Origin of the sequence: Emcibacter sp. (assembly GCF_963675455.1) — a bacterium.
Taxonomy (GTDB): domain Bacteria; phylum Pseudomonadota; class Alphaproteobacteria; order Sphingomonadales; family Emcibacteraceae; genus Emcibacter.
Window position 1 is genome coordinate 2334903 of sequence record NZ_OY776217.1, and the last position, 12615, is coordinate 2347517.

Below are 12615 nucleotides of genomic sequence, written 5' to 3' on the forward strand. Positions count from 1 at the left end.
TTAAATTTATCCGAACAGATTCGGTTAAATAATAAAACAAACAAGATTGTTTTATTTATACTTGAGCCCCTGTCTGATGAAAAGATAAATTTCGGCCGGGGGAGGGAGTTGCTCAGTCGGGGAAGTTTCAGGCGCTGCTGTCGTCAAGAAAGCTGTCGACAGCCGTATTGCCGCTTCGGGCCTTGCCCATGGCAAGAATTTCCCGGAGCCTTATTTTGAGATAGTTGCGAATGCGCTCATAACGTTTTGGGTTGCGGATGAACATGGTATTGATGGACATGCCTTCCAGCAGGAACTGGGTAATATCCATGGCCAGAAGGAACAGTTCACCGGTTCCCTCCCATTCAGGGAAGAGTTGTCTGGCTGTCTGAAACCACTCTTTTTCAAACTCTTTTACCGAAGGTATGAGGATTTTCTCCAGCTCCGGATCGGTCCTGGCTGCAACTGAGAGTTCATGAAAGGCAACAAAATAGGGACTTGTCAGGTGTTGCCAGTACAGGTCAATACCCTGGTCTGTATGATCTGCGGCAGGATCGCTGGCAAGGATGGTTTCCTTGAAGTCGTTGATCCTTTTCATATTAAGGTGTTCAACAGCTGCCTTGATCAGTTGCTGTTTGTTGGAAAAGTGATGAACCATGGCGCCGCGGGATACGCCGGCTTCGCGCGCTATTTCCGTGGTGGTGGTACGGGAATAGCCGAGTTTGACAAAGCAGCGGATGGCTGCATCCAGAATCTGGGTTCTCATGCGGGCACTTTTGGTTGCCTGCCAGGTTACATCCGTTTCAGCGCCGTTGTCTTTACTGTCGGCGGGTTTGTTCTTTTTTTTGGTCATCAGTTGTTCCGTCTATAATAAACCGCGGACAGAAGTTATTCGGGCTAAAAATCTGTCTACAGCAATCAACAGTTAAAATCAAATCCGACGAGAAAAAGGAATGGAAATCCCTGCCGGGGTGGTGGGCAGGGTGTTCTATAATAAAAAACAGTCATACTTGTTTTTTTTAATTGAGTGAGCGAAAGGGAGAGAGTATAGTGGCCTCAGCACGATAAACTTGGGCAGTTTAAAAATATAAATACGTGCCATGTTTCGGGAGGAATGCAACACATCTTCCCTTTAAAAATATTGGGAGACAAAATGAAAAATCTACTTAGTTTACGGGCAGGAACCGCATTGGCGAATCTGGCCGTGTCTACAGGTATTGTGACGTTATGTGCATTGCCTGCGTATGCCCAGGAAGAAAGCGCATCAGGGGATGACAGTACAATGGTACTGGAAGAAATTCTTGTAACCGCTAGCAGGCGCGGATCGGAAAGTCTTCAGACGACCCCGGTGGCTATTACTGCTCTGACAACCGAAGCAATTGAAAAATATAATCCCCGTGACCTGAACGATATCAGTTATATGGTGCCCGGTCTCTCGGCAGGTAATGTGGCCGGGTTTAAATCCTCGTCATTTGCCATGCGCGGTGTAACCGAGAATACAATCATTGTGTATAAGGAATCGCCGGTTGGCGTGACCATTGATGATTTTGTCGTTCCGCATATTCAGACATCTAACCTTGAAATGTTCGACGTTGAACAGGTTGAGGTTCTTCGCGGACCGCAAGGCACGCTGTTTGGCAAGAATACAACAGCTGGCGTGGTCAATGTTCGGACAAAACGTCCGGTTCTGGATGAAACCTCGGTGGATGTTCGGGCAAAATACGGAAGTTTCGAAACGGCTGAGGGGCAACTGGCGGTCAATATTCCGCTGGTGAAGGATAAGCTGGCCTTCCGTTTCGCCGGCATGTATCTCTATTCTGACGGCTATTATAAGAACGGGGCCTCCTATGGTCCCCTGGCTGATTTCTTGCCGCCTGATGTAGCCGGTACGTCTGTGGCCGGTGATGGCAGCAGACTGGGCGGTGATGATGTTTTCTCGGGTCGAGCCAAGTTGCTTTGGCAGGCGTCAGATGAACTGTCCGCCCATCTCCAGTACGAGATGATCAGGGACAGCGGTGAAAGCCTGCCCAGTGTCAATGAATCATCCGCCAACGCAGTCTTTACCGCCTGGGGGTATGTCGCGCCTGAAGGTGATCCTCTCGATTATGCAGGGATCACCAATCGCGATGATCTGCTCATGAATATGTCAAAGGGGCACCGGGTAAATGTTGACGGGGTCTATCTTAACCTGGATCTGGACAAGGGTGACTATTCGTTCCATTCCGTAACCGGATACCGCTATCAGGAAAGCCGTTTGCCAAGTACCTATACCGGTGTGCCGGGACCCGTATCCCTGTTTGATGCGACCCGGGATGACAACCGCAAGACATTTCAGCAGGAACTGCGCATGGCATCTCACCTTGACGGTCCCTTCAACTTTGTGACCGGTGTTTATTATCAGCAGAACGACGTGGATTTCTGCGTGCTGCAGCTTGTTGGTTTCCTGGACAATTTCGGTCTGGGTACACCGCCGGGCTTTTTCAACAACAATCCGCTGGTTCTCTGTAATAAACAGGACGCCACCGCCCTTGCCGGTTTTGTGGACGGGACCTATGACATCAGCGACCGTCTGCATCTGACGGTCGGTGCACGCCTGACCTATGAGAAAAAGGAATGGGCCGGGAGGTCCCGCCTTTCGATAGGAGAGATTGCGGAAGATTTTTCTGTGACAACGGATGATCTGAACGAGCCGCTGGATCTTGGCGATTTCAATGCCTATCCATTTGGTGTGGTTGCCAACGAGAAGAGCTGGACAGAACCCACCTGGCGGGTTGTTCTCGGCTATGATATTTCCGACGATACCTTTGGTTATGTTTCCTATAACCGCGGCTTCAAGAGTGGCGGTTATAACGACCAGGTTGGAACGCAGCTTGATCTGGTTGCTGCGGTCGCGGCTGCGGCAGCAGATGACGCCATTCCCGATCCTACTGACCCTACAAACCCGGAAAAAGCGGACTCCTTTGAGCTCGGCATCAAGTCGAACTTCATGGAGAATCGCGCGAATATCGCCGTGACGGGGTATTATGTGAAATATTCCGACGCCCAGCGTAGCCTCAATGCCAGCTTCCCGACCGGGCAGGAAACCCTTTATTTCAATGCTGCTGAGCTAGAGGTTTATGGCTTGGAAGTTGAGGGGTCCTTACTGGTCACGGACGGGCTTCTGCTGCGGGCCAACGGGTCATACACCCATGCGGAGTTCAAGTCTTTTGAAGCGGATACGAACTTTGATGGAGTGATCGATGTGGATTTGAGTGGCTTGCCCGTTGACAAGACGCCCAAATGGATGTTCTCCATGGACGCAACTTATTCCCATGATGTATCCGATTTGGGCCGGCTGGACTGGAATGTGCGCCTTGCACATGAGAGTGAAGCTATATCCAGTTATGGAGATGGTACGTCTACTATTCCTGACGTCACACTTAATGCCAAAACCCTTATCGATGCCAGTATTACCTTTACGGACAGTGATGATAAATATTATCTTCGTCTGTATGGCAAGAACCTGACGGACGAGCGCTATCGCACAGGCGGACTCAATGTGGGGGGGATATGGGTAATGTCATCCTATGGCCCGCCAAGGTACTTCGGTGCGGAAGTAGGGTTTAAATTCGGTTCCTGATGCGATCAGATAACTCTTTACTCTTATCTAACAGCCTGCAGAACTCTGCAGGCTGTTTTTTTGCCAGGAGAACTTTTTTGATTATTACATGCAAAGAAAATGAGTTTTCCGGTGCCTCCCGGTCGCACCATTTCTACAGAAATTCCCAACTTTCCCCGCGTATCTGTATCCTCCGGAGTCTCCATATACTTATGGAGGCTTCTCGCAGATTGCTGTTCCGTGACTTAATATTCACGTACTGTGAATTCTGCAGCAGTTTTTCCAGAAAAATCATGTAAATTTTCAGTTTCGTTTCAGCTTGACCTGATAGGGGTTGCTTCATGATCAATGGAGCATTCATATGCAGTTCAGTAAAACAATAATCAGGACAACCCTTGCCGGCCTGTTTCTGCTGTTTCCCGGCCACTTGCTGGCAGAGGAACATGGTGGGGAACATGGTGGGAAACATGGTGAGGAACATAAAGGCGCGCATATCACACTTACACAGGATGCCACCCTGTCGATGGGTGAGGTGGTCGGTCTCACTGCCGAACGGGCGCCCGAACGCTATATGGTCGAGGCCCGCACCAGGACAGGCAAGGCCTATCGTCGCAAGGCCTCGAGTTTTTTTTCCGACAGCCCCCAGATTTCAGTTCATCACCAGAATGATTTCCTGATGTCCGATCAGGGGCTCAGGGAATGGGAAGGCCGGCTTGACTTGCCAATCTGGATGCCTGGTGAGAAGCGGGCCTGGCAGAACCGGGCCCGGGCTGCCGGTTCTGAAGCCGACGCCTACCGTGACCGGCTTGTGTGGGAAGTTGCCGGCGAGGTCCGGGAATTGCTCTGGCAGGTAAAGCTTACCGAAGCGGCCCTTCAGGATAACCGGGCGGCGCTGGAAACCGCGGAAAAATTGCTTGATGATGTGGAACGGCGGATTAAAGCCGGCGATCTTCCCAAAAACAGCGTTATTCTGGCCCGTCAGGAACTGGCCGCCCGCCGGATCGCCCTGAAAGGGGCGGAGCGGGACTATGTGGACAGTGCCATGACCTATCAGACCATTACCGGACTGGCGAGCATTCCTGCCAGCGTTGAAGAGCAGCAACAGGAGGTAGAGGACGACTATGCCGTTCCTCCTGTCACCCATGCCCGCCGCCAACTGGAGTATTATCAGGCGGAATATGACAGCGCCCGTGCCAGTTGGTCCAGCTCACCGACGGTGACGTTTGGCGTTAAACGGGAGCGGGGCGGTTATGACGACCGGTCAATAGACTCCGTCAGCCTCGGTCTTGCCATTCCCCTGGGTAGTGCCACCCATTCAGCCCCCCGGCGGGCAGAGGCGGCTGAAAAGCTCGCCGTGGCGGAGCGACAGCTGGCGCTGGCCATGCGGGACCAGAAACTTGCCCTGCATGAGGCGGAACACGAACTTGAAGTCTGCCTGGTGCAAATGGAAATCACCGAGGAACATTTTGCCATGGCAACTGAAAATCTGCGCCTCGCCAGACGGGCGTTTGAGCTTGGGGAAAGCGACCTGATGGACCTGCTGCGTGTACAGGATCAGTATTTCCAGTCCTCCGGCACTCACAGCCTGCAGAAACTGCAATGTGGCCTGGCCGTGGCCCGACATAATCAGACAAAAGGGATTTTTCCGCAATGATCAGACTATTGAGTATCGCGGCCGTTGCCGCAGCACTGGTTTATACCCCGGCACAGGCGCAGGAGAGCATTACCCTGGAAATGACCCGGCTCAAATCGCTTGGTATCGAGACCAGCACCCCGGAAGCGGTGAAAACGGTCTGGAGTATGGCGTATCCTGCCGAGGTGGTGATCCCCAACAACCAGATACAGATTGTAACCTCCCTGTATCCGGGGCTGGTCAAGATCCTTTATGTCGGTGAAGGCGACCGGGTCACAGCCGGACAATCACTGGCTGAAATTGCCAGCCCGGCCTTTCTGGAGGCCCAGCAGGATTATCTGGATGTCCTCGCGACCCTTGAAATGGAACAGAAAAATTTTGCCCGCGACAGCATGTTGCTGGAGGAGGGGGTTATTTCTGAAAAACGGTTCCAGGCGGCCAGGGTTGCCCTGAGTCAGGCAGAAAACGGACTTGCCCGCCAGAAACAGGCCCTGATTTTTGCCGGTCTTGATGCGGGGCAGGTGGACCGTTTGGGCAAAAGCCGCAGGATATTTCCCACACTTACCCTGACGGCATCATTTGACGGCACTGTGCTTGAACAGATGGTGCGGACTGGCGAGCGCATTGATGAGGCGACGGCCCTCTACAGTGTCGGCCGGATGACTTCCCTGTGGCTGGAAATTCATGTGCCGGCCGCACAGGTCGGCCATATGGAAATCGGTGGCAGGGTGCGACTTGAAACTCTCGGTCTTGAGGGAGAAATTATCTCTCTTGGCGGCATGATTCATGAGGAGGATCAGGGTGTTCTGGTGCGTGCGACGGTTACGGAAAAAGTCGACCGGCTTATTCCCGGTCAGTTTGTCACTGTTCGGCTGGAACAGGGGTTTGGTTCCCGCCAGGGGTATCGTATACCCCGGCAGGCGATCTTCCGGGATGCCGAAGGCGCCTATATTTTCCGCCAGAACAGCAGTGGTTTCACCCTGCTGCCCATCACTATCATGGCCGAAGAACAGGATGCTGTCGTGATCGAGGTCGAGGCAGACCTGTTAGACCGTGACCGGATCGCGGTCAGCGGCATCAGTGTGCTGAAGGGCATCTGGCAGGGTCTGGGGAGTGAGGAATAATGCTGAAGAAACTGATCCAGTTTTCCCTGACCCAGAGGCTGATGATCCTGCTGGCCAGCCTGCTGATCATCGGCGGTGGTGCAATGGCCTTTCGGGACACGCCCATTGATGCCTTTCCCGATGTGTCCACTACCCAGGTCAAGATTATCCTGAAAGCGCCGGGCATGACGCCGGAAGAAGTGGAATCCCGGATTACTGCGCCGGTAGAGGTGGAGATGCTGGGCCTGCCAAACCAGAGCATTCTGCGCTCCATCACCAAATACGCCCTGACCGATATCACCATTGATTTCGAGGAAGGCACGGATATCTACTGGGCCAGGCAGCAGGTTTCCGAACGGCTTGGCGCCATCATGGAAGACCTTCCCGATGGTGTAACCGGCGGCATTGCGCCCATGACCACGCCACTGGGTGAAATGTTTATGTTCAGCATCGACGGCGATGGCATGAGCCTGATGGAAAAACGGTCCCTTCTGGACTGGGTGATCCGGCCGGCCCTTCGGACGGTGCCGGGGGTGGCGGATGTCAATGCCCTTGGCGGTCATGTACGCAGTTTCGAAGTGGTGCCTGACAATAAGGCGCTGATGGCGCACCGCATTCCCCTGTCCGACCTGATCAATGCTCTGGAACAGAATAATCGCAACGACGGGGCAGGGCGCCTGGACGAGGGCGAAGAAGTGCTTCTGGTGCGGACGGGCGGCAGTATCGTCACTCTGGAAGATGTGGCTAATATTGTGGTCAAACCACACCCGGTCGAGCCCGTCCGGGTCCGTGATCTGGCGACGGTTCAGCTTGGCGCCATTACCCGTTATGGCGGGGTGACGGCCAACGGCATCGGCGAGACAGTCGAAGGCCTTGTTCTTGGCCTGCGCGGCGCCAATGCCCAGGATGTGGTCGAGGGGGCGCGCGAACGTCTTGCTGCCATCGAACCAAGCCTGCCGGAAGGCGTAAGCATCAACATTTTTTATGACCGCGGCAAGCTGATCGACAAGGCAATTCATTCGGTCTCCAAGGCGCTGATGGAAGCCATTGTACTTGTGCTTATCCTGCTGGTTGTTTTCCTCGGCGACCTTCGTGCGGCGCTGACCGTGGCGCTGATCCTGCCGCTCGCGGCGCTGGCGACCTTTATCCTGATGAACCGGTTTGGCATGTCCGCCAACCTTATGAGCCTCGGCGGCCTCGCCATTGCCATCGGCATGCTGGTGGACGCGGCGGTCGTGGTAGTGGAAAATATCGTCACCCATCTTGGTCATCGCAAGGGAAACGGCCAGCCCCGGTTGCATATTATTTACCGGGCAGTGAGCGAGGTCTCCGTGCCGATGGCATCCGGTATTTTCATCATCATTATTGTGTTCCTGCCGCTGCTGTCGCTTCAGGGTCTGGAGGGCAAGCTGTTTGTGCCGGTGGCGCTGACTATTGTTTTTGCCCTGTCTGCCTCGCTGGTCCTGTCCCTGACGGTGATACCGGTGATTGCTTCCCTCCTCTCCTTCAATGAGGATCACAAGGATACCTGGCTGGTGCGCAACCTTCAGAAGGGCTACCGTCCACTGCTTGCCTGGTCGCTGGAAAATACGCGCATCGTCGTTATCGCCTCGGTGGTCCTGCTGCTGCTGGCGGCTGTAACCTATACCCAGGTGGGCAAGACTTTCATGCCGGTAATGGACGAGGGCGACATCCTTCTGCAGGTGGAAAAGTTACCCTCCATTTCCCTTGGAAAGTCGCTGGCGATTGATGTCATGATTCAAAAGAAACTGATGGCGGAAGTGCCGGAAATTACCGGTTATGTCTGGCGTGCAGGTTCCGATGAACTTGGACTCGATCCCATGGGGCTTAATGAAACCGACGGATTTCTGGTTCTCAAGCCTCGTGAGGAATGGTCTGTGGACAGCAAGGACGAACTGATCGAGAAAATTCAGGCGGTGATCGCGGATATTCCCGGTGTGGGGTTTAACTTCACCCAGCCCATTGATATGCGGGTATCGGAGATGCTGACCGGGGTGCGCGGCGATATTGCCATCAAGATATTTGGTGAGGACCAGGACGAACTCAACCGTATCGGTGAACAGATCGTTGATCTGATGAACGGCATAGACGGGGCCGGCAATATCTATAAACCGGCCAATGACGGCGCCCAATATCTGCAGCTCAGCGTTGACCGGCTGGCGGCGGGACGGCTTGGTCTCAATGTTGATGACCTGACGCAGGCGCTCCGGGCCCAGGTGGAAGGGGTGACCGTGGGCACTGTTTATGAAGGCGCCCGGCGCACGCCATTGCTGGTGCGTGGTCCCCAGGATCTTCGGGATAATCCTGCCATGTTCAGCAACCTGACCCTGCCGCTGCCGGACGGGCGCAATGTACCGCTGTCCCAGGTGGCTAAAATCGAACGGATTGAGGGGCCGGTGTCGATCAAGCGTGAAAAAGGATCCCGCCTGGTGGTGGTGATCGGCAATGTTAAAGATCGCGACCTGGTTGGTTTTGTCGATGAGGCCAAACAGCGGGTGGCCGAAAAGCTTGCTCTGCCCAGCGGCTATTATCTGGAATGGGGCGGGCAGTTTGAAAACCAGCAACGGGCCTCTAAAAGGCTAGCCCTGGTGGTGCCGGTGGCGCTCGGCCTGATTTTCCTGTTGCTGTTTTCCACATTCCGGTCGGTGCGTCAGGCGCTGCTGGTGCTCAGCAACATACCTTTCGCCATGACCGGCGGGATTATCGCCCTGTGGCTTGCCGGTGAATATCTGTCGGTGCCGGCCTCTGTGGGTTTTATCGCTCTTTTAGGGATTGCCGTGCTCAATGGCGTCGTGATGGTGACTTATTTCAACCAGTTGAAGGAAATGGGCAAGTCAATGCAGGAGATCATTACCGAGGGCGCCAGCCGCCGTCTGCGTCCGGTTCTGATGACAGCCAGTATTGCCGCTTTCGGGCTGGTGCCGCTTCTGCTGGCCACCGGACCCGGATCGGAAATCCAGCGGCCGCTGGCCATTGTGGTGATCGGCGGGCTGTTTACCTCGACCCTGCTGACTCTGGTGCTGCTGCCGATCCTTTATCGTCGTTTTGCCTTTGGCCAAAATAAAGGAGCTGCCTGATGTCTCTCTGTCTGCTCAGCATAACTACACCCGTCGCGCTGGAGGATACGTTCGTTGACTGGCTCATGGACAATCCCCTGGTCGACGGATTTACCAGTATCCCGGTTTCCGGGCATGGTGCGTCGGAAAGCCGGATGACTTTGGCGGAACGGGTGACGGCCCGGTCGCGCCGGGTCATGTTCCAGGTCCATATGGAGCAGCCCACGGCGGAACAGCTCCTTGGTGAAATAAAAAGCAGCTTTGCGGGAACTGACCTGCACTATATGCTGGCACCATTACTGGAGGCAGGACACCTTGAACAGGATGACTAAACAACTCTTTTCTTTTACAGGGTTGTGTCTGGTGCTGTCACTGGTGCCAATCAGTATCAGTACGGCGTTTTATGCCTGGTCTGCTGAAGAGGAACGATATATCTCCCATCATCTAAGTCCGGAGCAGCTTGTCAGGTTGCAACAGGATGGAGATATCCTTGGACTGGAGGAAATTATCAACCTGGTACGGCGCAATGAAAGCGACCGGTTGTTGGAAGTGGAACTTCTGGAAAAGAATGATACTCTCTATTACAAGGTAGAGATTCTGGAAAAATCCGGAATTGTAAAAAAATATTTACTGGATTCCCGGACCGGAAAACCGGTCTCCTGTGACGACTAGGAAGAATATATGCGCCTGTTGCTGGTGGAAGATGATCCAAAACTGGGCCCGCACCTGCAGAAAGATTTGCAGGGACGCGGTTATGCGGTGGATCTGACATCCTCTGGCGAGGAAGCGGAATATATGGGACAGGAAGTTCCCTACGATATCATTATCCTCGACCTGGGGCTACCGGATAAGCCGGGGACGGAGGTCCTCAAGGCCTGGCGGAGAGAAAGTCTATCAACGCCGGTGCTGATCCTGACTGCCCGGGACAGCTGGCAGGAAAAGGTGGAAGGTTTCCAGGCCGGCGCCGATGATTATCTGGCCAAGCCTTTTCATTTTGAAGAACTCGTGGAGCGGCTCGCGGCGTTGATCCGTCGTGCCAACGGGCGGGCGACACCGGTTCTTGAAGTAGGTAGTCTTAAGCTGGATGAAGCTGGCCAGTCGGTGATCCTGGTGGGCGGGACCTCCCATTCACTGACGGGTACCGAATACCGTCTTCTCCACTATCTGATGCTCAATCCGGGTAAAATCCTGTCCAAGAGCACCCTGACCGAACATGTTTATGAGTTTGATGCAGACAAGGACAGCAATGTCATCGAGGTCTATATCCGTCGCTTACGGAAAATACTTCCCGACGGCATGATCCGGACCCTGCGCGGGCAGGGGTATATGTTCGATGGAGGTCCGGCATGAAAAGTCTCAGGGACCGCTTGACGCTTAACGTATTGATTACCTCGATCCTGTTTTTCATTTTCATGATCGCCTTCAATATCTATTACTTCAATCGTTTCGGGGAGGAATTCGTTAAAACCCGTCTCGAGCATGATATCGAGACTCTGCTTGCCGCGCTGGAGATTGACCCTGCGAACGGTCTTATCGTTCTTGAGGAAAACCGGATCAATCCGATTTTTAAACAGCCTTATTCCGGACATTACTATCGCATTGACGCGGGCGGGCAGACTTTTTTGTCGCGCTCCCTGTGGGATTATGTCCTGCCGCCTCACGACCATGCCCTCGGGACCCAGGATGTACACCATATACCCGGCCCTCAGGGGCAGACCCTTCTGCAGCTTGAGGCCAGCTACCGGATTGAGGACAGGGATGTGCTTGTTTCCGTGACCGAGGATTACTCTCCCATTCTCAATAATCTGAAATGGCTCGGGCTTCTGATTACGTCACTCGGGGCAGGGATCATGGTGATCCTCAGCCTGATGCAGCGCTGGATGGTGGTGCGGGGCCTGAGCCCCCTGACTGAAGCGCGCCGGGAACTCACGAAACTTGACCAGGGAGAGCTTCAGCTTCTCCAGGAAGATGTACCCGAGGAGATCAGGCCTCTGGTGGAGGAGATCAACCAGCTTCTGGTGCTGGCGGACAATCGCATCAAACGGTCGGCCACAGCGATCGGGAACCTGGCTCACAGCCTGAAAACTCCGCTGGCATTGCTGGAACATGTTTTGAACCGTACAGAAACCGGTGCCGACGAAGGCACCCGCAAGGACATGCAGCAGGCACTGGAAGACATCCGTTATCAGCTGGACAGCGAACTCCGGAAGGCCCGGATTATCGGGACCCCGACCCGCGGGCAGAAAATATCCGTATCCCAGTATATCTCGCCGCTGGTAGAAACCCTGAAAAAGGTTCACGCCTCCAGGGGACTGGCATTTGACATTCATCTTGGGCCGGGCGCGGTTTTTGCCGGGGACAGTCATGATCTGATGGAGCTTGTGGGCAACCTCATGGATAATGCCTGCAAATGGGCGGAAAAGAAGGTCAGGTTGAATATTCGTCAGCTGGATGATGGCCTTCTGGTCGAGGTCAGCGACGATGGGCCGGGCGGTACTGCGGATGTGTTTGCCAACCTTGAAAAACGTGGCATCCGCCGGGATGAATCCGGTGACGGTCATGGTTTGGGGTTGTCCATTGTGCGGGAAATTGTCGACCTCTACAGGGCGGACATAGAATTTTCCCGTTCGCCTGACCTGGGTGGTCTGGAGATCAGGGTTCTATTTTCCTGAACGGGGATGCGAAGTTGTAAAATGCGTAAATGATGCGCATTTTTATTTTTAACATATTGAAAATAAATATGGTTCCGGCACCTCCCGGTTGCACCAATTTCCTTTCACAAATATTCTGCCTTTGTAATTCGTGACCGTGGTGCCTCAACGATCACAAAAGCTCAGTGGCGCAGACTGAAGAGGCTGATCTGACGTGTAATAAGGGTTATATCCTTCTGCAGGCGTTTGATCTCCTTCATTCGGGAAAAAATTTCCAGGGTAATATTCAGCGAGACGGTCTGTGTTATGGACACATTGTTTAACGTGTTGGTTAAAAGTGTGACATGACCTTCATTGGTCTGGTGAACGATTTCTGTAAAGGTTTCTGGCGTGGCTGTCCCGCTGTTCGACAGGGGGGGGAGGACGTCGCGGCTGCGGATACCATGCTGGTATCAGTGGTGCTTGCTTCAGGCGCTGCGCCCGTTGCGGTTTCCTGTGACCCCTGTACGGAACAGGAGTTGGCAGCGCAGGAAGCAGAGTGAAATAAAGATAATAATACTCATCGACGGGACCA

General features: G+C 53.9%; 10 protein-coding genes. 9 read left to right on the forward strand and 1 reads right to left on the reverse strand.

The genetic code is table 11. The annotated features are described in order from the left end of the window. Window positions 1-127: 127 nt before the first annotated feature. Complete coding sequence (locus tag ACORNT_RS10835; RefSeq protein WP_321390385.1) at window positions 128-832, reverse strand: TetR/AcrR family transcriptional regulator; 705 nt, start codon at window positions 830-832, stop codon at window positions 128-130. Between the two features lie 300 nt (window positions 833-1132). Here ACORNT_RS10835 and ACORNT_RS10840 point away from each other — a divergent pair, with 300 nt between their 5' ends. The 9 genes from ACORNT_RS10840 to ACORNT_RS10880 all read left to right on the forward strand — a co-directional run bounded on the left by ACORNT_RS10840 (window position 1133) and on the right by ACORNT_RS10880 (window position 12583). Further along, on the forward strand, window positions 1133-3598 hold the full coding sequence (locus ACORNT_RS10840) for a TonB-dependent receptor (protein WP_321390388.1): 2466 nt from the start codon (window positions 1133-1135) through the stop codon (window positions 3596-3598). A 340-nt stretch (window positions 3599-3938) separates the two neighbouring features. Next, complete coding sequence (locus ACORNT_RS10845; RefSeq protein WP_321390390.1) at window positions 3939-5231, forward strand: TolC family protein; 1293 nt, start codon at window positions 3939-3941, stop codon at window positions 5229-5231. Then, the gene (locus tag ACORNT_RS10850; RefSeq protein WP_321390393.1) at window positions 5228-6334 is read left to right on the forward strand and encodes an efflux RND transporter periplasmic adaptor subunit; all 1107 of its coding nucleotides are present in this window, start codon (window positions 5228-5230) and stop codon (window positions 6332-6334) included. The genes ACORNT_RS10845 and ACORNT_RS10850 overlap by 4 nt, the downstream gene beginning before the upstream one ends. Then, the gene (locus tag ACORNT_RS10855) at window positions 6334-9411 is read left to right on the forward strand and encodes a CusA/CzcA family heavy metal efflux RND transporter (protein ID WP_321390395.1); all 3078 of its coding nucleotides are present in this window, start codon (window positions 6334-6336) and stop codon (window positions 9409-9411) included. The genes ACORNT_RS10850 and ACORNT_RS10855 overlap by 1 nt, the downstream gene beginning before the upstream one ends. Next, complete coding sequence (locus tag ACORNT_RS10860; RefSeq protein WP_321390398.1) at window positions 9411-9722, forward strand: DUF3240 family protein; 312 nt, start codon at window positions 9411-9413, stop codon at window positions 9720-9722. The genes ACORNT_RS10855 and ACORNT_RS10860 overlap by 1 nt, the downstream gene beginning before the upstream one ends. Further along, window positions 9715-10062 (forward strand): PepSY domain-containing protein, encoded by a 348-nt coding sequence (locus tag ACORNT_RS10865; RefSeq protein ID WP_321390401.1) that lies wholly within the window; start codon window positions 9715-9717, stop codon window positions 10060-10062. The genes ACORNT_RS10860 and ACORNT_RS10865 overlap by 8 nt, the downstream gene beginning before the upstream one ends. A 9-nt stretch (window positions 10063-10071) precedes the next feature. Further along, the gene (locus tag ACORNT_RS10870; protein ID WP_321390404.1) at window positions 10072-10740 is read left to right on the forward strand and encodes a response regulator transcription factor; all 669 of its coding nucleotides are present in this window, start codon (window positions 10072-10074) and stop codon (window positions 10738-10740) included. Then, entirely contained in the window at window positions 10737-12062 is a 1326-nt protein-coding gene (locus tag ACORNT_RS10875; protein ID WP_321390406.1) for a sensor histidine kinase, read from the forward strand. Before ACORNT_RS10870 ends, ACORNT_RS10875 begins: the two co-directional genes overlap by 4 nt. A gap of 323 nt (window positions 12063-12385) precedes the next feature. Next, window positions 12386-12583 carry a hypothetical protein gene (locus ACORNT_RS10880; RefSeq protein WP_321390409.1) on the forward strand — a complete coding sequence of 66 codons (198 nt, stop codon included), beginning with the start codon at window positions 12386-12388 and terminating at the stop codon, window positions 12581-12583. The last annotated feature ends 32 nt before the right edge of the window (window positions 12584-12615 follow it).